Source organism: Methylobacterium platani (genome assembly GCF_001653715.1).
Classification (GTDB): domain Bacteria; phylum Pseudomonadota; class Alphaproteobacteria; order Rhizobiales; family Beijerinckiaceae; genus Methylobacterium; species Methylobacterium platani.
In genome coordinates this window covers 83,066-109,734 of the sequence record NZ_LWHQ01000049.1, presented here as the reverse complement: position 1 = coordinate 109,734, position 26,669 = coordinate 83,066, and the positions used below count along the sequence as shown (strand labels likewise).

At 72.6% G+C, this 26,669-nt stretch carries 21 protein-coding genes and 1 pseudogene; 6 read left to right on the top strand and 16 right to left on the bottom strand.

Features of this window, described 5'->3' with window-relative positions:
- Positions 1-104: 104 nt before the first annotated feature.
- The gene (locus tag A5481_RS24730; RefSeq protein ID WP_048433803.1) at positions 105-254 is read right to left on the bottom strand and encodes a hypothetical protein; all 150 of its coding nucleotides are present in this window, start codon (positions 252-254) and stop codon (positions 105-107) included.
- Between the two features lie 73 nt (positions 255-327).
- Positions 328-1,224, bottom strand: a complete 897-nt coding sequence (locus A5481_RS24725; RefSeq protein WP_048433802.1) for a histone deacetylase family protein — start codon at positions 1,222-1,224, stop codon at positions 328-330.
- 517 nt (positions 1,225-1,741) lie between these two features.
- Between A5481_RS24725 and A5481_RS24720 the strand changes: the two genes are divergently transcribed.
- Both A5481_RS24720 and A5481_RS24715 read left to right on the top strand, forming a co-directional pair.
- A complete protein-coding gene (locus A5481_RS24720; RefSeq protein WP_048433801.1) occupies positions 1,742-3,700 on the top strand; it encodes an autotransporter assembly complex protein TamA in 1,959 nt (652 codons plus the stop codon).
- A complete protein-coding gene (locus A5481_RS24715; protein WP_048433800.1) occupies positions 3,701-8,029 on the top strand; it encodes a translocation/assembly module TamB domain-containing protein in 4,329 nt (1,442 codons plus the stop codon). It abuts the gene before it with no gap.
- Between the two features lie 142 nt (positions 8,030-8,171).
- Here A5481_RS24715 and A5481_RS24710 read toward each other — a convergent pair whose 3' ends face one another.
- From A5481_RS24710 to A5481_RS24695, 4 genes are all read right to left on the bottom strand, one after another.
- A complete protein-coding gene (locus A5481_RS24710; protein WP_082173101.1) occupies positions 8,172-9,755 on the bottom strand; it encodes an amidase in 1,584 nt (527 codons plus the stop codon).
- Positions 9,752-10,834 (bottom strand): pyrimidine utilization protein A, encoded by a 1,083-nt coding sequence (gene rutA / locus A5481_RS24705; RefSeq protein ID WP_048433799.1) that lies wholly within the window; start codon positions 10,832-10,834, stop codon positions 9,752-9,754. Before rutA ends, A5481_RS24710 begins: the two co-directional genes overlap by 4 nt.
- Before the next feature lie 71 nt (positions 10,835-10,905).
- On the bottom strand, positions 10,906-11,298 hold the full coding sequence (locus A5481_RS24700) for a type II toxin-antitoxin system VapC family toxin (protein WP_048433798.1): 393 nt from the start codon (positions 11,296-11,298) through the stop codon (positions 10,906-10,908).
- Positions 11,295-11,552, bottom strand: a complete 258-nt coding sequence (locus tag A5481_RS24695; RefSeq protein WP_048433797.1) for a type II toxin-antitoxin system Phd/YefM family antitoxin — start codon at positions 11,550-11,552, stop codon at positions 11,295-11,297. The genes A5481_RS24700 and A5481_RS24695 overlap by 4 nt, the downstream gene beginning before the upstream one ends.
- Before the next feature lie 178 nt (positions 11,553-11,730).
- Here A5481_RS24695 and A5481_RS24690 point away from each other — a divergent pair, with 178 nt between their 5' ends.
- Positions 11,731-11,910, top strand: a complete 180-nt coding sequence (locus tag A5481_RS24690; RefSeq protein ID WP_048433796.1) for a DUF1902 domain-containing protein — start codon at positions 11,731-11,733, stop codon at positions 11,908-11,910.
- On the opposite strand, the gene A5481_RS24685 is transcribed toward A5481_RS24690, so the two are convergent.
- From A5481_RS24685 to A5481_RS24665, 5 genes are all read right to left on the bottom strand, one after another.
- A complete protein-coding gene (locus A5481_RS24685) occupies positions 11,907-12,686 on the bottom strand; it encodes an ABC transporter permease (protein ID WP_048433795.1) in 780 nt (259 codons plus the stop codon). The genes A5481_RS24690 and A5481_RS24685 overlap by 4 nt on opposite strands.
- Before the next feature lie 16 nt (positions 12,687-12,702).
- Positions 12,703-13,614 (bottom strand): ABC transporter permease, encoded by a 912-nt coding sequence (locus A5481_RS24680; RefSeq protein WP_048433794.1) that lies wholly within the window; start codon positions 13,612-13,614, stop codon positions 12,703-12,705.
- A complete protein-coding gene (locus tag A5481_RS24675; protein ID WP_245298662.1) occupies positions 13,611-14,717 on the bottom strand; it encodes an ABC transporter ATP-binding protein in 1,107 nt (368 codons plus the stop codon). Before A5481_RS24675 ends, A5481_RS24680 begins: the two co-directional genes overlap by 4 nt.
- A 387-nt stretch (positions 14,718-15,104) precedes the next feature.
- Entirely contained in the window at positions 15,105-16,667 is a 1,563-nt protein-coding gene (locus A5481_RS24670) for a DHA2 family efflux MFS transporter permease subunit (protein WP_064504386.1), read from the bottom strand.
- Between the two features lie 267 nt (positions 16,668-16,934).
- On the bottom strand, positions 16,935-18,170 hold the full coding sequence (locus A5481_RS24665; RefSeq protein ID WP_048437621.1) for an HlyD family secretion protein: 1,236 nt from the start codon (positions 18,168-18,170) through the stop codon (positions 16,935-16,937).
- 196 nt (positions 18,171-18,366) lie between these two features.
- On the opposite strand from A5481_RS24665, the gene A5481_RS24660 reads away from it, so the two are divergent.
- Complete coding sequence (locus tag A5481_RS24660) at positions 18,367-18,999, top strand: TetR/AcrR family transcriptional regulator (protein WP_064504385.1); 633 nt, start codon at positions 18,367-18,369, stop codon at positions 18,997-18,999.
- A 448-nt stretch (positions 19,000-19,447) separates the two neighbouring features.
- Here A5481_RS24660 and A5481_RS33875 read toward each other — a convergent pair whose 3' ends face one another.
- A complete protein-coding gene (locus A5481_RS33875; RefSeq protein ID WP_156312270.1) occupies positions 19,448-20,170 on the bottom strand; it encodes a DUF6894 family protein in 723 nt (240 codons plus the stop codon).
- Positions 20,171-20,496: 326 nt separating this feature from the next.
- On the opposite strand from A5481_RS33875, the pseudogene A5481_RS33870 reads away from it, so the two are divergent.
- Positions 20,497-20,616: pseudogene (locus A5481_RS33870) on the top strand (IS481 family transposase); the annotation flags it as partial.
- Here A5481_RS33870 and A5481_RS24655 read toward each other — a convergent pair.
- The 4 genes from A5481_RS24655 to A5481_RS24640 all read right to left on the bottom strand — a co-directional run bounded on the left by A5481_RS24655 (position 20,613) and on the right by A5481_RS24640 (position 25,048).
- Positions 20,613-21,299 (bottom strand): Crp/Fnr family transcriptional regulator, encoded by a 687-nt coding sequence (locus A5481_RS24655; protein ID WP_064504384.1) that lies wholly within the window; start codon positions 21,297-21,299, stop codon positions 20,613-20,615. The pseudogene A5481_RS33870 and the gene A5481_RS24655 overlap by 4 nt on opposite strands.
- Positions 21,300-21,427: 128 nt before the next feature.
- Positions 21,428-22,813 carry a nucleotide sugar dehydrogenase gene (locus A5481_RS24650; protein WP_425350214.1) on the bottom strand — a complete coding sequence of 462 codons (1,386 nt, stop codon included), beginning with the start codon at positions 22,811-22,813 and terminating at the stop codon, positions 21,428-21,430.
- Positions 22,814-22,872: 59 nt separating this feature from the next.
- Positions 22,873-24,435, bottom strand: a complete 1,563-nt coding sequence (locus tag A5481_RS24645; RefSeq protein ID WP_197514235.1) for an alginate O-acetyltransferase AlgX-related protein — start codon at positions 24,433-24,435, stop codon at positions 22,873-22,875.
- Positions 24,436-24,496: 61 nt separating this feature from the next.
- Positions 24,497-25,048: a MarR family winged helix-turn-helix transcriptional regulator gene (locus A5481_RS24640; protein ID WP_064504382.1), complete on the bottom strand. Its 552-nt coding sequence runs from the start codon at positions 25,046-25,048 to the stop codon at positions 24,497-24,499.
- 219 nt (positions 25,049-25,267) lie between these two features.
- Between A5481_RS24640 and A5481_RS24635 the strand changes: the two genes are divergently transcribed.
- Positions 25,268-26,656 carry an MFS transporter gene (locus A5481_RS24635; protein WP_064504381.1) on the top strand — a complete coding sequence of 463 codons (1,389 nt, stop codon included), beginning with the start codon at positions 25,268-25,270 and terminating at the stop codon, positions 26,654-26,656.
- The last annotated feature ends 13 nt before the right edge of the window (positions 26,657-26,669 follow it).

The window sequence follows — 26,669 nt, the reverse complement described above, 5'->3', positions numbered from 1 at the left end:
GCCGAAACGATCGCGCCCGTCGCAAGCACGGCGACACCCCCGCCGGGGGGGCCGGCGGGGGTGTCGCTTGGGGGGCTTCGTACGTGTCGCCGGGGGCGCCGCGGTCAGCGGCGCAGGATCTTGGTGACGAGGCGGCCGACGAGGTTGCCGGAATCGGTGTCGGTGACCCGGTCGTCGTAGGGGCGGCCGTCGGGGCGGATGCGGGGATCGTCGTTGCCCAGGATCTTGGTGACGATTCGGCCGATGAGGCTCATCGTATCCTCCGGAGTGGCGGGGTGAGGGATCTTGTCCTGGAAATAACGGCCGACCGGCTCGGCCGTTCCGGGCCTATCCCCGCGCCGCCATCGCCTCGAAGACCAGGGCGTGGCGGGCCGCCAGCGCCTCGATGTCGGTCGCGTAGCCGCCGCCGATCACCGCGACGAGCGGGATGCCGCGCCGGCGCACCGCGTCGACGACGGCCGCCTCGCGCCGGCGCAGGCCGTCGTCGGTGAGCGACAGGCGGCCGAGGCGGTCGTCGCGGTGGGGATCGACCCCGGCATTGTAGAAGACGAGGTCGGGGGCCTGCGCGTCGAGCAGGCGCGGCACGTGGAGGTTCACCGCCGCCAGGTAGTCGTCGTCGCCGAGCCCGTCGGGCAGGCCGACATCGAGGTCGCCCGGCACCTTGTCGGTGGGATAGTTCTTCTCGGCATGCATCGAGAAGGTGAACAGGTCGGGCTCGTCGCGCAGGCAGTCGGCGGTGCCGTCGCCCTGGTGCACGTCGAGGTCGACGACCAGCGCCCGGCGGATCGCGCCCTCGCGCCTGAGGGCGAGCGCCGCCACCGCGACGTCGTTGAAGACGCAGAACCCCCGTCCCCCGTCCCGCCGGCCGTGGTGGCTGCCGCCCGCGGTGCTGCCGGCGAGCCCGCCCGCCAGCGCCAGCCGGGCGGCCAGCAGCGTGCCGCCGCAGGCGGCGAGCGAGCGCCGCGCCACCCCGGCATCGACCGGCAGGCCGATCGCCCGCTCGACCGCCCGCGGCACCGTCGCGGTGACGACCTGCTCGACGTAAAGGGCGTCGTGGGCGAGGCGGATCAGCTCCGGGCTCGCGGGCTCGGGCGTCACGAAGCCGTCGGGCACGAGCCCCCGCGCCGCGATCGCGGCGGCGAGTCGCCCGTACTTGCCCATCGGGAAGCGGTGCCCCTCCGGCAGCACGGCCTCGTAGGCCGGATGGAACACGACCGGGACCATGGCTGACACCCTGGGACGGAACCCTGTGGAGAGCGGGGACGACACGAGCACGCACAACGCACCGGAGCGCCCGGAAGCAGGCGCGACCGCGCGCCGCGGGCATCCACGATCCTTCCCCTGGTGCCAGGGGCTTAGCGCGCCGTCCCGGACCGCTCCGGGCACCGGTTTCCGATCGCCGCGGCTCCCTCTCGGCCTGCTCATGCTCTAGCTTGTCCCGGGATCGGGCCGGTCCACGGACACGGTTTGGACACGAATTGCCTCGACCCTCGGGTCACGCGGCCCTTGGGTCACGCGGCCCTTTGGGTCATTCGTCCCTCGGGGAAGATGTCTCGTCACGGGGTCGGACACGGCGCGGGGCGCGGGAGCCCGCGACGGGCGTAGAGACGAGGCGCGCCGGTGGCGTGAATTGGGTATCCGGCGGCGCCCGATCGGGCGCCGCCTTGCAGCACGGCCGGGGGGCATGCGGGATCGGGTCGACCATCGCGGCGCGCGGAAGGCGCGTCCGTCAGCGGGAACGATGGGGGCCGGGGTCGCGAAGGCGCTCGGGCTCGGCCTCGCGCTCGGCCTGGGGACGGCGGAGCCGGCCCGCGCCTTCGACCTGTTCGGCCTGTTCGGCTCGGAGGAGGCGCCGCCGGCCCCGAGCCCGGCCGCCCTGCCCTACGCCGTCCGCTTCCAGGGCGTCGAGGACGAGGACCTGCTGCGCGCGCTCCAGGACACGTCGAGCCTCTACCGCCTGCGCAACGACGCGCCGCCGGACGGCGAGGGCCTGCTGCGCCGGGCCGAGGCCGACGCGACCCGCCTCGTCGATGCGCTCTGGGGCTTCGGCTACTACGACGGCAGGATCGGCTTCCGCGTCGAGGACGTGGTGCTCGGCGGCGACGCCTCCACCCGCGCCGCCGTGCGCGCCGCCGAGGCCGCCCGCAACCGGACCCTGGTGGCGGTGCGGATCGCGGTCGACCAGGGCCCGCTCTATCACCTGCGCCGGATCACGGTGCTGGATCCGGCCGGCCTCCCGTTCCCGCCCGAGGCGGTGCCCGCCCGCCTCACCCGCCTCGACGACGACGTGCCGGCCCGCTCGGCCGCGGTGCTCGCCCGCGAGGCGGCGCTGATCGACCGCTTCCGCCGCGAGGGCCACCCCTTCGCCAAGGTGCTGCGGCGCGAGCCGGTGGTCGACCACGCGGCCCACGCCATGGACGTGACCTTCGTGGTCGATCCGGGGCCGACGGCGACGCTCGGCCCCATCACGGTGCGGGGCACGCAAAACCTCGACCCGGCGGTGGTGCGCTCCTTCATCTACGCCGAGCCGGGCGATCCGTACTCGCCGCAGGCCTTGTCGGACATCCGCCGCTCGGTCTCGCGCATCGAGGCGCTCGGGGGCGTGCGGGTGCGCGAGGGCACGGCGCTCGACGCGGACGGGGGCCTGCCGGTCTTCGTCGACGTCACCGAGCGCGCGCCGCACATCGTCGGCGTCTCGGCGCGCTACTCCACCGTCGACGGGCCGGGCGTGCGCGCCTACTGGGCCGACCGCAACCTGTTCGGCGGCGGCGAGACCCTGCGGATCGACGCCGACCTGTCCTATCTCGGGCTCGGCACCGACTACTACGCCCGCCGCCGCAAGCTCGCCGGCATCGAGACCAACGGGCTCGGCGGGCGGTTGTCCGCCACCTTCGTCAAGCCGGCCCTGTTCGGCACCCGCAACGACCTCCTCGCCAGCGCCTTCATCGGCCGCGAGGTCCAGCAATCCTACCTCAGCGACGCCACCGGCGGCACGGTCGCGATCCGCCACCGCTTCGCCGACGCCTTCTCGGCGCAAATCGGCCTCGACGGCCGGGTCGGCTCCGACCGCGACGCGCTCGGCCGCGTCGATTACGGGCTCATCGGGCTCAATGCCGGCGTCACCTACGATTCGACCGACAGCCTGCTCGACCCGACGAAGGGCTTTCGCGTCACCGCCTCGCTCACGCCTTACGCGGGCCTCGGCAGCAGTCCGGATCTCCTGATCGCCAAGGCGCAAGGCTCGACCTACTACGCCTTCGACGACGAGGCCCGCTATATCGTGGCGGCGCGCCTCGGTTTCGGCTCGGTCAGCGGCGCGAGCCTCGCCGACATCCCGGCCTCCCTGCGCTTCTTCGCCGGCGGCGGCGGTTCGATCCGCGGCTACTCGTACCGCACCGTCGGGCCGATCGGCCCCTACCAGCTGCCGGTCGGCGGGCGCTCGCTGCTCGAGGGCTCGATCGAGGGCCGGATCAAGATCACCGACACGATCGGCATCGTGCCCTTCGTCGATGCCGGCACGGCCTTCGCCGGCACCCTGCCCGATTTCGACGAGCGCATCCGCATAGCTGCGGGTCTCGGCCTTCGCTACTACACCGGCATCGGCCCGATCCGGGTCGACCTCGCGGTGCCGCTGAACCCCGACAAGCAGCTCAAGCAGCCGCCGGTCGCCCTCTACATCAGCCTCGGTCAGGCCTTCTGAATGATGCAGATGCGGGCCTCGCGCCTCCTCACCGCCGCGTTCGCCGTCGTTCTGTTGGCCCTCGCCTGGCTCGGCCACGCCGCCACCGGCGAGGCGGCGGAGGGCGAGACCACGATCCTCGGCGACCTCCTGTCCCGCGCCCTCTCGACCCCGACCTCGCGGGTCTCGATCGGCGCCGTCGACGGGGCGCTCTCCTCCGACGCCACGATCCGCGACGTCGCCATCGCCGACCGCGACGGCGTCTGGCTGCGCCTCGACAGGGCCCGGCTGATCTGGCGCCGCACCGCGCTCCTCTCCCGCCGCCTCGAGATCGACCGGCTCGAGATCGGGCGCCTCGAGGTGCTGCGCCGGCCCCTGCCCTCGGCGAGCCCGCCGTCGCAGGACAAGGAGGCCCTGCTGCCGGACTTGCCCGTCAAGGTGGTGGTCAAGGCGTTCCAGCTCGCCGAGCTCGCCCTCGGCGAGCCGGTGGTGGGCGAGGCCGCCCGCATCGCCGGGGCGGGCCAGGCCACCCTCGGCGACCCGCGCGAGGGCCTCGATCTCGGCGTCGGCCTGCGCCGCCTCGACAAGCCCGGCACCGTCACGATCAAGCTCGCCTACGTGCCGGAGAGCGGGCGCCTGGAGGTGAAGCTCGCCCATGACGAGCCGGCCGGCGGCCTCGCGGCGCGGCTGATGAACCTGCCCGGCCTGCCGCCGGTCAGCCTCGACCTCGACGGGCGCGGCACGCTCGACGCCTGGAACGCCTCCCTGGACTTCCGGGCCGGCGAGGGCATCGGCGCCGAGGGCAAGGCCCGCATCGACCGGGCCGGCCCCGAGCGGCGCATGGTGCTCGACCTCGCCTCGCGGGTCGAGGGCCTGATGCCGGGGCCGCTCGCCGCGGTCTTCGCCGGAACCACCCGCCTCGACGGCACCCTCCGCTTCGTCGACGACGGCGCCGTGCGCGTCGACCGGTTCGAGCTGACCTCGCGCACCGCCCGGCTGGCGCTGAACGGCGGGGTCGACGCCGCCCGCAAAGCCGACCTGACCCTCCAGGCCCGGGCGCTGCCGACCGAGGGCGGCGTCACCAAGGCCGGCGACGCGACCCTCGAAGCCCTGGTGCTCGATGCGAGCCTCAAAGGCCCCCTCGACGCGCCGGCCGTGCGCGGGACCCTGCGGGCCGCCGGCCTCTCGGCGGCGGGCAGCCGGCTGGGCCGGGCGAGCGCCGACCTCGTCGCCGAGCCGCTGCCGCGCGCACAAACCGACCAACCGCCGGGCCAGTCCTTCCGCCTCGTCGCCAATGCCGATGTCGACGGGCTCCACCTCGCCGACCCGGCCCTGCGCCGCGCCATCGGCCCGAAGGCGGCGTTTCGGCTGACCGGCCGCATCGATCCGAACGGCGTCGCCGACCTCGAGACGGCGAGCCTGGAGGCGCCGACCGCGAGCGCCCGCTACGCCGGCCGGATCGGCCGCGACGTGGTGGCGGGCACGCTGAGGGCGGAACTGCCCGACCTCGCGGCCTTCTCGCTGGCCGCCGGCCGGCCGCTCGGCGGCCGGATCGCCGCGAAGGCGCTGCTCTCCGGCGATCCGGGTCGCGCCGGCGTCACCGCCGACGTCGAGGCGACGACCGAGGCGCTCTCTCTCGGCACCCCCGCCCTCGACCGGACGCTCGGCCGCGCGCCCCGCTTCACCGGCCGCCTGACGCGGCTCCCCGACGGCTACGCCGTCCAGGCCGCGCGTCTCACCGGGCACGCCGTGACCGCGACGGTCGACGGCCGCGCCACCGAGACGAAGGCCGACATGACCGGCCGGGTCGAGCTCTCCGACCTCGCCACGATCGACCCCGAGCTCGCCGGGAAGGCCGGGCTGGACGCCCGCCTCACCGGCTCGCTGGAGCGGCCGGACGTCGCGCTCACCGTCTCGGCCCCCGAGGCCCGCGCGATGGGCCGGCCGATCCGCGACCTCGCGGCGCGGGCGGCTCTCACCGACGTCACCGGCGCCCTCGACGGCACGGTGACCCTGGCCGGCCGGGTCGACGGCAAGCCGCTGGCCGGCGACCTCCACCTCGCCCGAGGCGGCGCCGACTGGATCCTGGACCGGCTCGCCGTCACCCTCGGCTCGGTGGCGCTCACGGGCCGCGCCGCCGCCGATCCGGCCTCGCGCCTCGCCGAGGGCGAGGTGTCGCTCAAGGCCGGCGACCTCGACGACCTCTCGGCCCTGGCGCTGACCCGCCTCGCCGGGCGGCTCGACGCCGCCATCACCCTGTCCCGCGCCGGCGGCCGCCAGGATGCCCGGGTGCGGGCGACCGGCGAGGGCGTGCGGGCGGCCGGCGCGGCGCTCTCGCGCCTCGATGCCGACCTCGCCGGCACCGATCTCTGGCAGAGCCCCCGGGTCTCGGGGAGGCTCAATGCCGACCGGCTCGTCGCCGGCTCGGAGACGATCGAGGCGGTCCGCCTCGACGCCAGGCCCGCGCCCGAGGGCAGCGACCTCGCGCTCCAGGCCCGGGCCCGGGGCTTCACCCTCGACGCCGCCGCCCGGCTGGTCCCGGCCGCGCATCCGCGCCTCGACCTGTCGCGTCTCACGGCCGTGCGCGGCGCCGACCGCTTGGCGCTCGCGGGACCGGCGACGATCACGTTTCGCGACGAGGGCGTGACGGTCGAGCGGCTCGCCGTCGCGGCCGGCGCCGGGCGGGCCAGCCTCGACGGCACGATCGGCCGGCGCCTCGACCTGCGGCTCGGCCTGAAGAGCCTGCCGCTGTCGCTCGCCCGCATCGCCGCGCCGAGCCTCGCGCTGTCCGGCACCCTCGACGGCGAAGCGTCGCTTGCCGGCCCGGCCGCTAGCCCGGAGGGGCGCTATTCCTTGGGCGTGTCGCGTCTCGTGACGCCCGAGACCCGCTCCGCCGGCCTGCCGCCGATCGACGCCAAGGCCGCGGGCCGGATCGAGGACGGCCGCGCCAGCCTCGACGGCACGGTGAATGCGGGCCGTCTGGTGCAGCTCGCCCTGTCCGGCTCGCTCCCGGTCGAGCCCGGCGGCGCCCTGTCTTTACGCACCCGCGGCACCCTCGACGCCGCGCTCGCCAACACGCTCCTGGCGGCCGGCGGCCAGCGCCTGACCGGCCGGGTCGCGCTCGATGCCGGCATCAATGGGACGCTCCAGGCCCCGCGGGTCGACGGCTCGGCCACGCTCACCGGCGGCAGCTTCACCGATCCGCTGAACGGCGTGCACCTCACCGACATCCAGGGCCGGGTCACCGGCCGCGGCGACACGGTCGTGATCGAGCGCCTGACCGCCGCCACCCGCAACGGCGGCACCCTGCAGGCGCAAGGCCGCGTCGCCGTCGAGCCGGCCGCCGGCTTCCCCGGCACCCTCACCCTCCGGGCCGACCGGGCCGAGCTGGTCTCGAGCCCGCTGATGACGCTGATCACCGGCCTCGACCTGTCGCTCTCCGGGCCGCTCGCCCGCACCCCGCGGGTCACCGGCCAAGTCGACGTCGTCTCCCTCGACGTCTCGGTGCCCGACCGGCTGCCCGCGACGGTGCAGCCGCTGCCCGGCATCCGCCACGTCAACGCCCCGCCGCAGACGCGAGCCCGCCTCGCCGCGCGGTCGAAGCGCGAGGCGGCGTCGCGCCGCGCCCGCAAGGCGCCGCCCTTCCTCGCCACCCTCGACCTCGCGGTGAACGCGCCCGGCCGCATCACCGTGCGCGGCCGCGGCATCGACGCGGAGCTCGGCGGGTCCTTGCGCCTCACCGGCACCTCGGCGGCGCCGGTGGCGAACGGCGCCTTCGCGATGCGCCGCGGCCGGATCCAGATCGTCGGCCAGCGCCTCGACTTCACCCGCGGCCGCCTCACCTTCGCGGGCGACCTGACCGCGCCCGACCTCGACTTCCTGGCCCAGTCCCAGGCCGGCGACGTCACGGCGAAGATCGCCGTCACCGGCCCGGCGAACCAGCCCGACTTCGCCCTCACCTCCGAGCCGCCGCTGCCGCAGGACGAGGTGCTGTCGCGCCTGCTCTTCAAGAAGGCCTCGGGCGGCCTGTCGCCGTTCCAGGCGCTCCAGCTCGCGCAAGCCGTCGCCCAGCTCTCCGGCGGCGCCGGCGGGCCCGACGTGTTCGAGAGCGCCCGCAAGGGCCTCGGCCTCGACAGCCTCGACATCCAGGCCGGCGCGAAGGGCGGCGCGGCGGTCGGCCTGTCGCGGGCGATCAGTGAGCGGGTCAATGTCGGCGTGCGCGCCGGCGCGCGGCCGGAGGACAGCGCAGCCACCATCACCTACGACGTGACCGGCCGGATCAAGGTGCAGGGCGAGGCCGGTGCCGACGGGCGGACGGCCGTGGGAGTGGGGGCGGAGTGGGAGTATTGAGGGCCCGATCGGGCGAGTCGATCGAAGCCGGAAAATCCCGCATCATCCCGGATTCCGCTGCGCGGCCCCGGGATGACGACGACGGTTGCGCGTCCCGTCGAGGGGAGCGGATGGCTCATCGGGCCCAGGGCGGAGGAACGGATCACCCCGCCTCCGGCGGCGCCCCGAGATGGTGCTCCGTCTCCCGCTGGAACGCCGCTCCCACCGCCAGACACAACGCATCGTCGTAGGGCTTGCCCACCACCTGCGCGGCGACCGGCAGGCCCGTCCGTCCCCGTCCGGTCGGCAGCATCAGGGCCGGAAGACCGGTGTAGTCGAACAGCATGGTGTTGCGCGGCAGCACCGCCTGGAGCGGGTGGGCCGTGCCGTCCACCTCGACCGTGAGGGTGTCGAGGGACGGCGCCTCCCCGCCGAGGCCCGGGGTCACCAGCACGTCGACATCGCCGAGCGCGGCGAGGACCTGGGCCAGCACCAGCGGCCGGCGGCGCAAGGCGCGCAGGTAGTCGGTGGCGGAAAAGAGCCGGCCCTGGTCCATCCGGGCGCGGGTGCCGGGATCGAGGCCGGCGGCGCGGTCGAGGTCGGGCTCCTGCAGCGCGGCGAGTTCCGCCATCACGATGGTGTAGCCGTCCTGGTGCGCGGTCGCGACCGGGCCGAGATCGACCGGCACGAGGCGCGCGCCGCCGTGCTCCAGAACCCGCAGCATCGCCTGCCAGGCGGCGAGCACCGCCGCGTCCTGCATCGCCGTGAACCAGCCCTCCGCCACGCCGACCCGCAACCCGGCGAGGCCGCGGGCGCGCGAGGCGTCGTAGCGGCCGGCGGCGTGGGGGTCGGCATCGTCGGGGCCGGCGATCCAGGGCATCACCCGGGCGAGGTCTTCGGCCGAGCGGGCCATCGGCCCGACATGGTCGAGGGTCCAGGACAGGGGTGCGACGCCGGTGCGCGGCACCAGCCCGCGGGTGGCTTTGAGGCCGGTGGTGCCGCACCAGGCCGAGGGCGCGCGGATCGAGCCGCCGGTATCGGTGCCGAGCGCCAGCGGCATCAGCCGGGCGGCGAGCGCCGCGCCCGAACCGGTCGAGGAGCCGCCGGTCCAGCGCGTCCGGTCCCAGGGATTGCCCACGCTGCCGTAGCGCGGGTTGTGGGCCGAGCCGCAGGCGAACTCGGTGGTGGCGAGCATGGCGAGGGGGATCGCGCCCGCCGCCCGCAGGCGCGCCACCACGGTCGCGTCGGCCTCGGCCACGCGGTCGCCGGTCAGGCGCGAGCCGCAGGTCACGGGCGCGCCGGCGCAGTCGATGATGTCCTTGATGCCGAAGGGAATTCCCTCGAGCGGCCGGCCCGCGCCCGCCCGGATCCGCCGGGCGCTCTCCTCGGCCGCGGCGGCGGCGCCCGGCACCGGGGCCAGCACCGCGTCGCGGCCGGAGGGATGACGGGCGATGCGCTCACGCAGCGCCGCGAGGAGCGCCACCGGATCGGTCGTCCCGGCCGCGAAGGCGGCCTGGAGGGCGCCGATCCCGAGGCCGTGGAGCGGCCCGTCCTCGGCCGGCGGCAGAGGGGGCGCGATGGGCGCCGCCGCCCCGGTCGCCTCGGCCGCCTGCCGCAGGTGCCGCTCGGCCTGAGCCGGCTCGGGGGCGTCGCGCTCCCAGGCCGAGGGCAGGTCCCGGGCCGGGGCGGCCTCCGCGACGGTGCCGGCCAGGATGGTGCGGGCGATGAGCGCGTCGGAGACCGTCACGCGGCGATCCCCGGGCGATCCCGGCGACAGGCCATCAGCGGCTGGATCCGGGTGCCGAAGGCGTCGAGGCCGGCGAGAAAATCGTCGAAGGTCAGCATGATCCCCGTCACTCCCGGCACCGTGGCCGCCTCGTCGAGCATCCGCGCGACGGTGGCATAGGACCCAACCAGCGTGCCCATGTTGAAGTTCACCGCGCCCTCGGGGAGATTCATCCAGGTCGCGGTCGAGTCCGCCGAGGCCTTCGTGTCCTGGCTGCTCTGGTCGAGCATCCAGGCGAGGGCCGCGACGTCGGCGCCCCGGCGATAGGCCATCCAGCGCTCTTCGGCCGCCGCGTCGGTCTCGTCGGCGATCACCATCATCAGCACGTAGGAGCCGACGTCGCGCCCGGTCTTGGCGGTGGCCTCGATCAGCCGGGCGCAGGTCGGCGCGCAGGCCGTCGGCGTGTTGAGGCCGGCGCCCAGCACGAAGTTGGTGTCGGCGCAAGTCGCCGCGAAGGCCATGCCGCGCCCGCTCTGGCCGGCGGCGACGATCGGGATCGGGCCGGACGGCGTCGGCTTCATCATGCATCCCTCCATCCGGAAATGCTCGCCCTGGAAGTCGGAGCGGCCGGTCTCCCACAGTTCCTTCATCACCCGGACGTATTCGGTGGAATAGTCGTAGCGGTAGCCGAAATAGTCGTCGCCGGGCCACAGGCCCATCTGCGCATACTCGGCCTTCTGCCAGCCCGAGACGATGTTCACGCCGAAGCGGCCGGGGGCGATCGAATCGATCGTGGTCGCCATCCGGGCGACGAGGGCCGGCGGCAGGGTCAGCACCGCGGTCGAAGCGAAGAGCCGGATCCGCTCGGTCACCGCCGCGAGGCCCGCCATCAGGGTGAAGGATTCGAGGTTGTAGTCCCAGAACTCGGTCTTGCCGCCGAAGCCGTGCAGCTTGATCATCGAGAGGGCGAAATCGAGCCCGTAGCCTTCGGCCTTCCGGACGATCGCCTTGTTGAGGGAAAAGCTCGGCCTGTATTGCGGGGCCGTCTCCGAGATCAGCCAGCCGTTGTTGCCGATCGGGATGAACACGCCGACATCCATGCGAGACGCTCCGGGGTCCGGTGGCCGGCGGAAGAGCCGTCCGGGACGGGCTTTGCAGGATCGGGGCCGTTTCAGCCGGAGCGCAGCGCGTTCGCGACGTCGGTGCGAGCGAAATCGTCGCCGACGAAGAGCAAGGGGCATCGGCGCGCCTTGGCCAGCGCGTAGGCGAAGCAATCGCCCAAGTTCAGGCCGGCCGGATGCACGCCCTTTCCCCATTGGGCGTAGGCCGCCGCGCAATCATGCGCTGTGGCGGCCGTGACGGGGATCACGTCGAAGGCGAGATCATCGACCGGAGCTCTCACACCCTCGGCGACGTTCCGCCGCCCCGACACGATCATGGCTTCGGCCAAAGTGCCGGCCGAGATGAGAATGTGAGGTTCTGCGACGAGAACGGCCATACGTTCCGCAGCCTGTGCTTCGTCCTGAGCGATGGCGATCAGCGCGGAGGTATCGACCACAATCACCGTGGCAGACCCTCGTCGTCATAGAGAAAATCCTGGCTTCGGGCAGCCGACGGTCCCGGAATTGCCTTGGCGCGGCCGGCCTCTCGGACCGCCATGATGATCCGCTCCCGCTCCTCCACGGATTGCGGCGCCCTCACCGGCACCAGCCGCACGGCGGCCCGACCCTGGCGGGTGAGGATCACCTCGTCGCCGGTCTCTGCCCGCCGCACGAGGTCGGCCAGCTGCCCTTCCGCTTCCGCAACGGAGACCTTCATCACATCATTCCGACTCGTTGCCGACAGGAAAGTGGAGCAGTGGGATAGTGGACTGTGTGGTGGCCTCGTTCAATAGGCCTGCTGCTCGCACCCGGTGAGGATCGGGGGCCGCCGGGGGGCTGTTGCGGACCGTGTCGCCATCCGCGACGGTGGTCCCGACAGTCCGGGATCGCTCCCCATGTCCGCGCCCACCATCCGGATCGCCCACGACCCCGAAGCGGACGTCTGGTACGTCGAAGAAAGCGACGTGCCGGGCCTCCGTGCCGAGGCGCCGACCGTGGACGCCCGCCTGCCCGTCATCGTGGCGGATCTGCGCGACGAGGACGGTCCCGTCCCGGTCGATATCGTGATCGGCTAACGCCCCCGCCGCGCCGTCAGCACCGAGGCCCCCAGCACCGCGAGGCTCACCGCCCCGATCAGCAGCGTCGAGATCGCGTTGATCTCCGGGGTCACGCCGAGCCGGACCTGGCTGTAGAGGCGCATCGGCAGGGTGGTGGCGCCCGGGCCCGAGACGAAGCTCGCGATCACGAGGTCGTCCATCGAGAGCGTGAAGGCGAGGAGGAAGCCGGCGATCACCGCCGGGGCGATCAGCGGCAGGGTCACGGTGCGGAACACCGTGGCGGGCGCGGCGCCGAGATCGGCGGCGGCCTCGAGCAGGGAGCGGTCGAGCTGGCGCAGGCGGGCCTGCACCACCACGGCGACGAAGCAGAGCGTGAAGGTCGCGTGCGCGATCACGACGGTCCAGACGCCGCGGGGGACGCCGAGGCCGACGAAGAGCAGCAGCAGCGACAGGCCGGTGATCACCTCCGGCATCACCATCGGGGCGTAGACGAGCCCGGTGAGGAGCGGCCGGCCGGGAAAGCGCCGGCGCCCGTCGAGCGCCAGCGCCGCCAGCGTGCCGAGCACGGTGGCGAGGCCCGCCGAGGCGAGGGCGACCTTGAGGGTGACGAGGGTCGCCTCGACCAGGGGGGCGTTGTCGAGGAGGCCGGCATACCAGCGGGTCGAGAACCCGGCCCAGACCGTGACGAGGCGGGATGCGTTGAACGAGTAGACGACGAGCAGCAGGATCGGCCCGTACAGGAAGGCGAGGCCCAGGCCCAGGGCGGCGAAGGCGAGCGGGTGGGCGCGGTGCATCTCAACGCCGCTCCATCTAGGGCCGCTCCAGCCGGCGCGACTCGGCCTCGCGGAACAAGACCACCGGGCCGGCGACGATCACGAGCAGCGCCACCGCGACCGCCGAGGCGAGCGGCCAGTCGCGGTTGGAGAAGAACTCGCTCCACAGCACGCGCCCGAGCATCAGCGTGTCGGGCCCGCCGAGCAGGTCCGGGATGATGAACTCGCCGGTGATCGGGATGAAGCACAGGAGCGCGCCGGCGACGAGGCCGGGCCACGACAGCGGCAGGGTCACGGTACGGAAGGCGGCGAGCCGGCTCGCCCCGAGGTCGCGGGCGGCCTCGATCAGGCCGCGGTCGAGGCGCTCCAGCACCGCGTAGAGCGGCAGCACCATGAACGGCAGGTAGGCGTAGACCATCCCGATCATCACCGCCGCCGGGGTGTTGAGGATCTCGACCGGCTTACGGACCAGCCCGAGCCCGAGCAGCGCCTGGTTGAGGAGCCCGTCGCCCTTGAGGATCGCGATCCAGGCGTAGACCCGGATCAGGAAGCTCGTCCAGAACGGGATCACCATCAGGGCGACGAGCAGCGGCTGCCAGGCCTTCGGCGCCCGCGCCATGGCGTAGGCGATCGGGTAGCCGACGAGGACCAGGAGCCCGGTCGCGCCCAGCGCCACCGCGAGCGAGGTCAGGCCGGCCTCGAGGTAGAGCGGGTCGGCGATCAGCGTGCGGTAGTTCTCGAAGTCGAGGGCGGCGAGCACGTCGGCCCAGGCGGCGAGCCCCGCATCCCAGTCGAGCACCGGCGTGTAGGGCGGCAGCGCCGTCGCCGGGTCCGACAGGCTGATCTTGACGACGACCAGGAACGGCAGGCCGAAGAAGGCGAGGAGCCAGGCGAGCGGCACCGCCGGGAGGGCGAGACGGCGCAGGGCCTCGCGCAGGCGCCCGGTCATGCGGGATCCGCCGGCAGCAGCGAGGCGGCATCGCTCGAGAAGGCGAGACGCACCGGGGCGCCGGCGCCCGGCCCCGGGCCGGGAGGACCCGAGGCCCGCAGCACCCGCCCGTCCGCCATCCCGACCCGGTAGAGGATCCTGTCTCCCAGATAGGTCGCCTCGAGGAGCGTGCCCGCCAGCCCCTCGCGCGCGCCCTCCCCGGCGAGGCTCAGCCGCTCGGGCCGCACGGCCAGCAGGCCCGGCGCCCCGGCGGGCCCGGCGCCGTGATGGTCGAGGGCCTGCAGGCGGCCGAGCGGCGTGTCGAGACCGCGCGAGGCGCCGGCCCCGCCCTCCCCGAGCCGGCCCTCGATCAGGTTCACGTCGCCGAGGAGGCCGGCGACGTAGCGGGTGGCCGGGCGCTCGTAGAGCGCGGCCGCCGACCCGACCTGGACCAGCCGGCCGGCCGCCATCACGCCGATGCGGTCGGCGAGCACCATCGCCTCGGCGGGATCGTGGGTGACGACCACGAAGGTGGTGCCGAGCCGGCGCTGCAGCGCCCGCAGCTCCCCTTGCGTCTCCTCGCGCAAGGCGCGGTCGAGGGCGCCGAGCGGCTCGTCGAGGAGCAGCACCCGGGGCCTCTTGGCGAGCGCCCGGGCGAGCGCCACCCGCTGGCGCTGGCCGCCGGAGAGCTGGTCGGGCCGGCGCGCGCTCAAGGGATCGAGCTGCACCAGGCGCAGCATCTCGCCGACCCGGGCGGCGATCTCCGCCCGTGCCAAGCCCTCCCGCTCGAGCCCGTAGGCGACGTTCCCCGCCACGTCCCGGTGCGGGAACAGGGCGTAGGACTGGAACATCATGTTGACCGGCCGGCGGTGCGGCGGCACCCCGGCGAGGTCCTGCCCGTCGAGGAGGATCGTGCCGGAACTCGGGCTCTCGAAGCCCGCGGCCAGGCGCAGCAGCGTGGACTTGCCGCAGCCGGACGGCCCGAGCAGGCAGAACACCTGGCCGGGCGCGAGATCGAGGTCGACGCCGTCGACGGCGGGATGGGAGCCGAAGCGCTTCGACACCGCCTCGAAGCGGAGGCGGCCGGTGGCGGGCGGGGGCGTGGGGGAGGCGGGATTCGGCACGTCGTCCGGGCGGCGTGGGCTTGAGAGGCCCGCCATCTAGCCCGGGAACGGCCGGCGCGGGAAGGCCCGCCGCGCCGCGCCGCGGCCCCGCCCGTCCGGCTTCTCATCCTGCCTTCCCTGCCGGCAGCCGCCGGGGAAGGCGCGGTCCCCTCACGTCAAGCGTGGCGGTATAGTTTCCTCGGACCAAGGTCCATGCTGTCACGACTTGCGGGATCTGCGCGGCCGCGTGTATCGATGAGGCGACACGCATCGATTCCGTCCGCTGCGTCCCTCGACCCGGACGGCATCCGCATCTCCTCCCGAGACGTGTCGTCGACTTGGCGTCTCTCTCCGTCCGGGGAGGGGCGCCTTTGTTTTAGGCCGCCGCCCCGGCGGGACCGGCCGGCCTCAATGCGCGTCCGCCCCCGCCCCGCCCGGGCGCGGCCGGCGGATCATCGGCGTGGCGCAGGCCATCAGCACGAACAGCACGGTCAGGATCAGGAACACGTCGGCGAAGCTCATCAGCAGCCCCTGCATCCGCACGGTGTTCATCATCGCCTTGAGCGCCATGGCGTCCGGGTTGCCGGCGAGCCCGGCAAAGCCCTTGGCCATGCTGTCGAGGCGCTCCAGCACCATCGGGTTGGTCCAGGTGAAGCGCTCGTGCAGGCGCGCGAGGTGGAGGTCCCAGCGGTCGTTGAGCACGGTGTTGATCAGCGCCAGGCCCACCGCGCCGCCGAGGTTGCGGGTGAGGTTGTAGAGGCCCGACGCATTCTTCATCCGGGCCGGCGGCAGGGTGCCGAGCGCGATGTTGTTGATCGGGATCATGCACAGCATCAGCGAGCAGCCGCGCAGCACCTGCGGCCACAGCAGCTCGTAGAAGTCCCAGTCCTTGGTGATGCCGGTGACGATCCAGGTGCCGGCGGCGAACCCCGCGAACCCGATCGCCATCATGATCCGCGGATCGACCTTGGCCGAGAGGCGCCCGGCGATCGGGGCGGTGGCGAACATGCACAGCCCCGAGATGAACATCGTCTCGCCGATCTGCAGCGCCGAGTAGCCGCGCACCCGGCCGAGATAGACCGGATACAGGTAGGTCAGGCCGTAGAGGCCGATGCCCATGACGAAGCTGAACAGGCAGCCGCCGGCGAAGTTGCGGTCGGAGAAGGCGCGCAGATCCACGATCGGCTGCTCGGCGGTGAGCGCCCGCCAGAAGAAGCCGATGCAGGTGACCCCGCAGACGAGTGCCGCGACGAAGATCGCCTCCTCCTGGAACCAGTCGTGGGTCGGTCCCTCCTCCAGGACATATTCGAGGCAGCCGAGGAACGCCGCCATCAGGCCGAGGCCGGCCCAGTCGAAGCGCTTGAGCAGGTCGAGGTTCGGCTTGTCGAAATCGACCAGGAAATAGGTCGAGACCGTGACGAAGATGCCCGGCACGATGTTGACGAGGAACAGCCAGTGCCAGTTGAACAGGTCGGTGAGGTAGCCGCCGACCGTCGGGCCGATGGTGGGGGCGAGCGTCGCGACGAGGCCGATCATCGGCGAGACGACGCTGCGCTTCGAGGCCGGGAAGATGGTGAAGGCCGAGGCGAACACCGTCGGGATCATGCCGCCGCCGATGAAGCCCTGCAGGGCGCGCCAGACGATCATCTCGCCGATCGTCGACGAGGTGGCGCACATCAGGCTCATCAGGGTGAAGCCGCCGGCCGAGATCACGAACATCCAGCGGGTCGAGAGCACCCGCGACAGGGTGCCCGACAGCGGGATCGAGATCACCTCGGCGATGAGGTAGCTCGTCTGCACCCACGGGATCTCGTCGGCCGAGGCCGAGAGGCCGGCCTGGATCTCTGCGAGAGAGGCCGAGACGATCTGGATGTCCAGGATCGCCATGAACATCCCGAACACCATGCAGACGAACGCCACCATGCGGCGGCGGTCGATCGGCGCGTCGGCGGGCGCGGGGGTCGCAGCCATGTCTTTCGGTGCCTGCTGGATTGTAGAAATAGACGATTATGATTGTCTCGTCTTGACGAAGCTATGACGCAACTCCCCTCTCCCGTGTGGGAGAGGGGTAGGGGGTGAGGGTGCTACGGTTCTGAATCTAGCTCGAACCGTCCCGCTACCAGCACCACGCTTAGCGCTTTACACTGAAGCGTGTCACCCTCGCGCGATCTTCGATCGCCCCTACCCCTCTCCCACACGGGAGAGGGGATCCCGCGGTCTACGATTGTCTTCTTTTGATCAGCGCCCCGCCGTGCGCAAAGCCGCAGCCTTCTCCGATACCGCCTGATGCGGCTCGATCGGGGCCGGCGGCTTCGTCTCGTCGAGGCCGCGGGTGTCGACCCGCACCACCACCGAGAGGCCGGGCCGCAAGAGGCCCTCGCGGGCGACCGCCTCCGGCACGCGCACCCGGACGGGCAGGCGCTGGACGATCTTGGTGAAGTTGCCGGTCGCGTTGTCGGGCGGCAGCAGGCTGAACACCGAGCCGGAGGCCGGCGACAGGCTCTCGACGGTGCCGACGATGTCGCGGTCGGGCCAGGCATCGACCCGGATATGGACCGGCTGGCCGACCCGGACCCGGCCGAGCTGGGTCTCCTTGAAGTTGGCGTCGACCCGGGCGCTCTGGAGCGGCACCAGCGCGGCGATGCGCGAGCCCGGCCCGACATAGGCCCCGGCCTCGGTCGCCTTGTTGCCGATCACCCCGTCGAAGGGCGCGCGCAGAACCGTGAACGTCAGGTCGCGCTTCGCCCGGTCGACGGCGGTGCGCAATTCGGCGGCGAGGTTCTCGGCCTCCCTGGTCTGCGCCTCCAGCACCGCGACGTTGGCCTGGAGCGCGATCAGGTTGGCCTCGGCGCCCTTCACGGTGGCGTCCGACCGGTCGCGGTCGGCCCGGGACTGCTCCAGGCGCGACTTGGCGGCGAACTCGGACAGCGCGAGCTGCTGCTGGCGCTGGTAGTCGGCGGCGGCCCTGACCTGGTCGGCCTTGGCGGCGTCGATCTGCGCCTGGCCCTGCAGCACCTGGGCGCGGGCGGCCTCGGCCTGGCGGGCGATGCGCGCGATGACGCTGCCTTGCGTCGCCAGCTTGTCCTCGGCGGCCTTGAGCGCCAGGCGATAATCGCCGTCCTCGATCCGCGCGATCACGTCGCCGGCCTTGACCGCCTGGCCGTTCACCACCGGCACCGCCTCGAGGTAGCCCGAGACCTTGGCGGCCAGCGTCGAGATGTCGGCCTGGACGTAGGCGTCGTCGGTCGTGACGAAGAAGCGGCCGGTCGTCCACCATTCGTGGCCCGCATAGGCCCCGTAGGCGCCGCCGCCGGCGAGAAGCGCGAGCAGAACCAGGCGGCGCAAGGGGCGCCTGCGCTTCGCCGGCGGTGCCGCGGCCGGCGGCTGGATGGCCGGCGCGGTCGCCTGGGGCGCGGCTTTCGCGGCCGCCTCGCCGGCCGGCCGGCCCTGTGCGTAATCGTCTCGGAACGCCATCGTAGTCCACCCGCCCTCGGGGATAGGCCCCCACCGTGCACCGAATCGGTTGACGGCTCTCGAACGACCGCGATATTAATTTGACCGAACCGTTCGGTCAATCGGCTTCGCGTGCGGTGCACAAGGCCGTTCGCGAGTCCGATTGATCGCCGCCGCGGCACCCCCCACATTGGGTCTCAACCCTCATGGCACCCCGATGAGCGACGCTCCCTTAAGCCCCCCGCCCGCCGACACCGACAAGCGCCGCCAGATCCTGGACGGCGCCCGCGAGGTCTTCCTCGCCAGCGGCTTCGACGGCGCCAGCATGGGGGCGATCGCCAAGGCGGCGGGCGTCTCGAAGGGCACGCTCTACGTCTATTTCGAGAGCAAGGAGGCGCTGTTCGAGGCGCTGACGATCGAGGAGAAGCGGAGCCTCGCCGAGAGCATCTGCCGCCTCGACCACGACGACCCCGACATCGCCGCCGTGCTGCGCCGCCTCGGTACCAGCCTGATGGAGGCGATGGTGCGGCCCGACCACATCGCCTCGGTCAGGATGGTGATCGGCGCGGCGGAGAAATTCCCGCGCTTCGGCCGGGCCTTCTACGAGGCGGGCCCGCTGCTCGGCCGGGCTCGCCTGCGCGCCTATCTCGACGCCCAGGTCGCCGCCGGCCGCCTGCGCGCGATGGACACCGACCTCGCCGCCCGCCACTTCTTCGACCTCTGCGCCGCCACCACGATGCGCCGCCTCCTCTTCGCCGTCGGCGACCCGCCGACCGAGGCCGAGACGGCCTATTGGGTGGCGGAGGCGGTGCGGGTGTTCCTGGCGGCCTACGGGCCGGAGGGGCGGTAGGGGCGAGCGCCGGTCCTTCGATCGGAGGACGGCCCGGGATGGGAGGCGGCCCCCCGGGCTCGATCACCCCGAACCTCGGTTTCATTCCCGTCGGGTGCTCCCGATTGCCCAGCGGGCGGCCGCCGGCCGGGCTGCTCGAGCGCGTCGACCGGCATCGAGCGGGCGATCTCGAGTGGCCGCTCGACCGAGGCTTTGCCGGCACCCGACCGGCCTGTCGGAAAACCCTGGCAGAGACGAGTCCGCGTGCTCTGCCAATCCGACAGGGTTTGTCGTGCAAGTGTCACAGCCGAGGTCGGAAGTGGGGGAGGACGTCAGTCGACATGGCTCGTCACCTTGTCGGCAGGCACCTGTTTTCCGCACAGCCAAGCCTGACATGCGGAATGACCGCACGGGGTTGGGACGGGTCCTTGCTCTCACGCCTGACGGCCGACGTTCGGCTGGCTGTCAGTCAAGTCTGTCGCTTCGTGACCCGCACAGTCGTCCTGCCTCCTCGTGTAGGTGACGTGAAAGGCTCCGCCCATTCCACGAAGCCGAGCAGATGATTGTGGTCATCGAAAATTGGCCAAGTGCGCGCGTTCCACCAGCCGTGAGTTGTTTGGCCCTCAGCGTCCAGCACAAGATAGGGGAGATCCGTAACCTGTGATGCAGCCCCTGCTTGTGCCAGCGACATAAACTCAGTAAAACTATCTTTAGGCTCGCCGCGCAGGTCGCAGAATATTGAATAGATCGACTGACCACGAATAGCCTCTGGATCTACGTGACTGTGACGAGCTCCAAATTCGTTCATCTCGATAATGTGCATCTCGGGGGTCATCAGAACACAGCCTGCATCGACCGGACCAAACATCTGGCGAAAGCTCGCCAGAGCCAACGCATCGCGGCTGCGAGTGGAGCGAGGCCATTCATGTGGACCCTGTTGCGTCCGTGCGCGACGCCACTCTGAAGGCGCAAGCACATCCGTAAAAGGCACAGTTATTAAGTCTCGACCTTTTTCGTCGGTGATGATACAGAAGGCTGCAAGCGGATCCTTCCGATCTATAAGCAGTTCTTTTGATATCGAGGGTATGCTGCCACAAGCCGCAAGATATGCTTGTTCAAGATCGGCGAATTCCAGGGGTTCGCTAGGCAAGCTCTCGCGATATTCGCTGAAATTTAAGAAAAAATACGGCATTGATCTGCCTTAATTTAATATCAAATGTCGATGCTCACAAGTTGTCTGAGCGGGAAATATTCGAATTGGGCACACCGCACCCTATTCGACAATGCTGTCGATCTGAATAACGGTCATTAATATATGTTAGATCAAGAAGTTTTTTGGGCCTGGCCTGTGCTCTGAAGCGCGGGCACGGCCAGGGTTTCAGATCGCCTCGGCGAGGCCATCAATCGCCGGGCAGCGGACATTCTGAATGTCGCAGATGGATCGTCAGCAGACCCATGAATCGCCCGTCAGCGTTAGGTATCAGCCGACACGACCGACCGGCCGTCTAGGATGTCGGAAAGCACCTCAGGGCGCTGCGCTGGAAGACCCCGTTCCAAACCATCTGTCAGGCCTGGACCGAAGACCCGGGCCGGTTCACGATCGATCCGCGCCCCCTCATTCCGGGACCATACACCTAGGTGTCCTCCCGCAACGCCTCCGCCACCCGCGCCTCGAGAATGTCCGGCCGGCGCAGGATCAGGGCGCCGCGGGTGCGGTCGACGAGGCCTTCCTGGGCCATCACGGTGAATTCCCGCGTCACCTGCTCGCGGCGGCAGCCGATGCGGGCGGCGAGCACGTGGTGGTAGGGCGGCGGGCTCACAGCGCGCTCGCCGTCGGTGCCGGGCCGGGGCGCGGAGAGGCGCAGCAATTCGGCGTAGAGGCGGTGGCGCAGGTCGAGGACCGCGTGCTCCATCAGCCGGGCGTTGAGCATCCGCACCCGCTTGGCCAAGAGCCGCAGCAGCCGGTCGGCGATCGGGGGCGCGGCGAACACGATCTCGCGGAAGACCGCCGAGGGCACCACGCAGAGCTCGCCGCGGGTGAGCGCCGTGACGTTGGCCGAGCGGCTGACCCCGTCGATGGCGGCGAGCTCGCCGAACAGCTCGCCGGCCCGCATCTCGCCCAGGATCACCTCCTTGCCCGACTGCGTCCGGTTGAGGATCCGCACCTCGCCGGCGGCGAGCAGGTAGACGTCGGTCGAGGCGTCGTCGAAGTCGACCAGGATCTCGTTGGCGTCGAACCGCCGCCAGATGCAGCGCGATTCGTAGGAGGTCAGGTCGACGCCCGCATCCTTGAAGAAGGGAAACCCTGCGAGCCGACCCATCTGCTGCCCTCGACCCCCCGCGTACGCGGCGTTCCTCCGCGTTCTTAGCCCGCCGCGGCCCCGCTCGCCAGGGCGCCGGCCGGCCCCGCCGGGGGCATGTGCCGGGGAAGCCGCGGTTTTTCCCGGTTCTACGCCTTCACGATCGTCGCACCTGTTAGTCCATCCGGCAGCCCGTGCCGGGCCATGACGTTGCGGGTGTCGACGACGAGCCGGGCTTCGCGCGCCACCAGCCCGTAATCGACGCCGTCGTGGTCGGTGGCGATCAGCACCGCGTCGACGGCGCGCAGGGTCCCTGGCGTCAGCGGCTCCGAGCGGCGCCCGGCGAGCTCCGGGTGCTCGCGCGTCGCCGGCAGCACCGGCACCAGGGGGTCGTGGTAGAGCGCGCGCGCGCCGCGCGCCTCGATCAGCCGGATCAGCTTCAGCGCCGGGCTCTCGCGGGTGTCCTCGACGTTGCGCTTGTAGGAGAGCCCCATGACCAGCACCGTCGCGCCCGAGAAGGCCCGGCCGGTCCGGTCGACGGCCGCCGCCAGCCGCTCGACCACGTGGTAGGGCATCCGCGTGTTGACCTCGCCGGCCAGTTCCACGAACCGGGCCGGCACGTCGAATTCCCGCGCCTTCCAGGCGAGGTAGAACGGGTCGATCGGGATGCAGTGGCCGCCGAGGCCGGGTCCCGGCTGGAACGGCATGAAGCCGAACGGCTTGGTGGCCGCCGCCTGGATCACCTCCCAGACGTCGATCCCCATCGCGTCGTAGACGAGCTTCAGCTCGTTCACGAGGGCGATGTTGACCGAGCGGAAGATGTTCTCGGTGAGCTTCACGGCTTCCGCCGCCGCCGCCGACGACACCGGCACGGTGCGCACCACGAGCGCGCCGTAGAGGGCTTCCGCCAGGGTGCGGGCGGCGGCGTCGTCCGCTCCCACCACCTTGGGGATGCGGGCGGTGTCGAACTCGCCGTTGCCCGGGTCCTCGCGCTCCGGCGAGTAGGCGAGGAAGAAGTCGTCGCCCGAGCGCAGGCCGCCGGCCTCCAGGATCGGCCGCATCACCTCGTCGGTGGTGCCCGGATAGGTGGTCGATTCGAGCACCACGAGCTGGCCCGGCCGCAGGACGGCGGCGATGGCCCGGGCGGTGGCCTCGACGTAGGACAGGTCCGGCTCGCGGTGGCGGGTGAGCGGCGTCGGCACGCAGATCAGCACCGCGTCGGCCTCGGAGAGCCGCGCCATGTCGCCGGTCGCCCGGAAGGTGCCGGCGGCGAGCGCCGCGCCGAGCGCCTCGCCCGGGATGTGGTGGAACGCCCCCTCGCCCCGGTTCAGGGCCGCGACGCGGCCGGGATCGACGTCGAAGCCGAGGACCGGGAACCCGGCCCGGAGCGCGGCCAGCGCCAGCGGCAGCCCGACATAGCCGAGGCCGACGATGCCGATCAGCGCCCGGCGCTCGGCGAGGAGCCGGCCGAGGCGCCCGGAAGGGGACGTCGTCTCGCAGGAGGGCGTCATCGCGGATCCGGGCTCGGCGGTCATGCTCCTCGCTTAAGGGCGCGGGAGGCGGCGCTGTCAACTCGGGCGCGCCGCCCTCCGGGTCACGCATCGAGCGCCCGCCCGGGGCCCGTCTCCTCGCCGGTCAGCGCGTCGACCATGGCCCGGGCCTGCCGCGCCGGGCCGGGCCGGCCGCCGGCCTCGCGCGTCTCGGCGAGGAGCCGCCACAGCCCCGGGCTGTCGTCGACGGCGGCGACCGCGCGCTCGAGCACGAGTGCGGCCTCCTCCCGGCGCCCCAGGCCGATCAGGATCGAGGCCAGCAGCTCGGTCCAGGCGCCGTGATGCGGGTCGGACCCGGCGGCCCAGGTCGCCAGGGTCAGGGCATCCTCCGGCTTGCCGGCGTAGAGGGACGCATAGGCGGCCATCCACAGGTTGGAGGGGGACTCGCGATCGAGCGAGAGGGCCGTCATGGCCATCGCCAGGGCGTCGTCGACGCGGTGCGCCCCGATCAGCGCCTGGGCGGCGACGCGGGCGTGATAGGCCCCGAAGCCGGGCTCGGCCCCGATCCCGGCGGCGGCGTCGGCCGCGGCCGCGATCTTCTGCTGCCGGTAGAGGACCATGACGTCGGCGGTGCGCCGGCCGGCCGGCGAGCGGCAGTCGCTCTCGAAATCGTCCGCGAAGGTCCAGGGGTCGTGGTCGTTCGGCCATTCGAACAGGCGGTGCTCCGCCATGATCGAGATCACCACGTCCGGCCGCTCGCGCGCCACCGCGTCGAGGTAGACCCGGTGCGTGACGCCCGCGAAGGTCGTGCGGCCGAAGCTGCGGGCCCAGAACTTGGCCTGCGCGGTGGCGTAGGAATCGTGGAAGATCAGGGCCGCGGTCGCCGGCGCCGTGTCGGAGCGCATGCGGATCACCCGGTTCCGGACGACGGTCGTGTTCTTGGACACCGTGTGGGCCCGGTGCCCGCCCCGGATCACCGCCAGGGGGATCGTCTCCGGCCGCCCCTCCGGCAGCCGCAGGATCGACAGGTCGCCGAAGGCCTGCTTCGTCGCGAAGGTCACGTCCGCCGGCTCGACCACCCGGACGTCGAGCTCCCGGGCGATGGCGCGGCAGACCGTCAGGTAGTTCCGGTAGGCGCCGTACTCCGTCCAGTGCGTGTCGTTGCGGCGGTAGGTGCGGTGGGGAGCGCCGTCCCGGCCCGGGCCGGGCGGAGACGGGTCCCGCGAGACGAGGTCCGCCAGGGCGTAGTGCAGCCGGAGGCCGTCGGTGCCCGCCAGGGCGGCCTGGAGCCGGGGGAACGGCGCCCGGATGCGGCCGCGCAGGTCGTCCGGCAGGTCCTCCGGGCAGGCCACGTGGGCGCCCGGGACCACCACGACGTGGTAGCGGATGCCGCGCCGGCCGAGCTCGCGGGCGCGCCGGGCGAGCGTCGCCGTCCACGACGCGAGGGCGCCGCGCCGGATGCCGGCCAGGTAGTGGTCGTAGGGGCCGACCCGGCTCTCGTCGCCCCGGTAGTAGAACTGGCCGTTCCTCCCCTCGATGGGCGTCCCGAGATGCGGCTGGAGATCGATCATGGTCGTGCCGGTGGCGTGGCGGGCGATGCCGGGATCCGGCGCGCGGCGGGACCGGCCGCTCGCCCGCGTCTGAGGCGGGGTGGTCCGACGCGACACAATCATAGATTGTGAAATCTATAATACGCAACCTTCCTGCCGCGCCCGCCGGCAGGCGGCCTCACGGGCCGGGCCGGGGCTCGTCCAGGTCGTCGACGACGGGCTCCTCGACGACGGGCTCCTCGACGATGGGCTCCCGGACGAGGGGCACCTTGGCGAGCGGCACCCGGGAGGTCGCGTCGAAGGCGCCCGTCAGCTTGCGCAGCAGCGCCAGGAAGACCGGCCGCTCCGCCGGGTCGAGGGGGGCGAGGAGCTGCGCCACGGCCCGCCCGGCCGGCGCCGCCAACCGGTCGAGGAGGTCGCTCCCGGCCTGCGTCAGCTCGAGGCTGCGGCGGCGCTTGTCGGCCGGGTCGACCACCCGGGCGACGAGGCCCCCCTCCTCCAGGGTCTTCACCACCATGCCGGCGGTCGAGCGGTCGAGGCCGAGCAGCCGCGCCACCGTGATCTGGTCGATCCGCGGCCGGTGCCGCAGCACCACCAGGATGCCGTACTGGGTCGTGGTGATCCCCAGCTCCTCGGTCTGGGCCAGGAACACCGCCACGGCGATCTGGTGCGCGCGCCGGATCATGAAGCCGGGCCGGTCGTAGAGGTCGTCGAGGGGGTCGCCGGCCATGGGAGTCGAGGGAGGGATCCGGAAGCGGGAGCGCGCCGCCTGATAGGCCGGGCGCCGGGGGCGGACAAGGCGAGGCCGACTCGACGATCAATCATCAGACGTCTGATGAATATTGACCGGCGCGGCCGCGTCTGCGACCCTGTGCGGGTCCGGGCCTCCGCGCCCGGGCCGGACACGACCGGCGGAACGACCGGTCGGCGAGACGATCGGGAGGAGATCATGGACCAGCCCCGGAGCGCCGCCCCGCGCCCGATCGACGTCGGCCAGGGCGCCCCGCGCCCGATCGACGTCACCGCGTTCATCGACGGGCAGCCGGTCGGACGCTTCCAGATCCGGCTCCTCCTCCTCTGCGCCGCGGTTCTGTTCACCGACGGGTTCGACACCCAGGCGATCGGCTACGTCGCGCCCGAGCTGGTCCGGGCCTGGTCGGTCTCCCGCGGCGCCCTCGGCCCGGTCTTCAGCGCCGGGCTCGTCGGCCTGATGCTCGGCGCCCTGGTCTTCGGGCCGCTCGCCGACCGGATCGGGCGCAAGCGCATCGTGGTCGCCAGCACCGCCGCCTTCGGGCTCGGCACGCTCGCCACCGCCTTCGCGCCGGACCTGACGAGCCTCATGGTGCTTCGCTTCCTCACCGGGCTGGGCTTGGGCGGCGCGATGCCGAACGCGATCGCGCTGACCTCGGAATTCAGCCCGCACCGGCGCCGCGCCACGATGGTGATGACGATGTTCTGCGGCTTCTCGATCGGCGCGGCGCTCGGCGGGCTGATCGCCGCGGCGGTGATGCCGGTCTTCGGCTGGCGGGCGGTGTTCGTGATCGGCGGGGCGGTGCCGCTCGCGCTGGTGCCGGTCCTGGTCCGGACGCTGCCCGAATCGGTGCGCTTCCTCGCCGCTTCGGGGCGCGACGAGTCCCGGGCCGCCGCGATCCTCCACCGCGCCTTCCCGGCGGCCCTGCCGGCGGGAGCGCGCCTCGCCGTGCACGAGCCGGCCCTCGACGGGATGCCGGTGGCGCACCTGTTCTCGGACGGCCGGGCGCGCACGACCCTGCTGCTCTGGGTCGTGTTCTTCATGAGCCTGCTCGACCTCTACTTCCTGTCGAACTGGCTGCCGACGGTGCTCGCCGACCTCGGCGCCTCGGTGTCGGTCGCGGCCCTGGTCGGCGCGCTGCTCCAGGTCGGGGGCGTGGCCGGCACGATCACGCTCGGGCGCCTGATCGACCGCTTCTCCTTCGGGGCGCTGGCGCTGACCTACCTGGTGGCGGCCGGCGCGGTGGCGGCGATCGGCGCCTTCGCCCACGCGGTGGTGCCGGCGGCGCTGGCGATCTTCGCTGCCGGCTTCTGCATCGTCGGCGGCCAGATCGCCGCGAACGCGCTCGCCGCCGCGTCCTACCCGACCGCGATCCGGGCGACCGGCATCGGCTGGGCGCTCGGCATCGGCCGGGCCGGCTCGATCGTCGGCCCCCTCGTCGGCGGTGCGCTGCTGGCCCTGCACTGGGCGACCGGCGAGCTGTTCCTGGTCGCGGCCGTGCCGGCGCTCTGCGCGGCGCTCGCCGCCCTGGCGCTCGCCCGCGGCCGCCCCGCCCCGCAATCCCGCCCCGCCGCCGCCGGCCGATGACCCGCGAGACCGT